General features: G+C 63.2%; 1 protein-coding gene. It reads left to right on the top strand.

Annotated elements, in window-relative coordinates; all coding sequences use genetic code 11:
- A partial coding sequence (locus CH341_RS32890) for an efflux RND transporter permease subunit (RefSeq protein ID WP_146604806.1) occupies positions 1 to 258 on the top strand: 258 nt, incomplete at both ends.

Below are 258 nucleotides of genomic sequence, written 5' to 3' on the forward strand. Positions count from 1 at the left end.
TCTTCCTCGTCATCGCGGGGGCGACCGGATATCTCTTCACAAAGCTGCCGAGCTCCTTCCTGCCAGACGAGGATCAGGGCATCCTGATCGCCAGCGTGCAGCTTCCTGCCGGCGCGACCCAGGAGCGAACGTGGCGCGTGATGCGTCAGGTGCAGGATTACTTCCTCGACGATGAGACGGACAACGTCGCCGGCGTGATGACGGAGGTCGGGTTCGGCTTCGGCGGCCAGGGCCAGAATGTCGGTCTCGCCTTTATTC

Source organism: Rhodoplanes roseus, from assembly GCF_003258865.1.
Classification (GTDB): Bacteria; Pseudomonadota; Alphaproteobacteria; order Rhizobiales; family Xanthobacteraceae; genus Rhodoplanes; species Rhodoplanes roseus.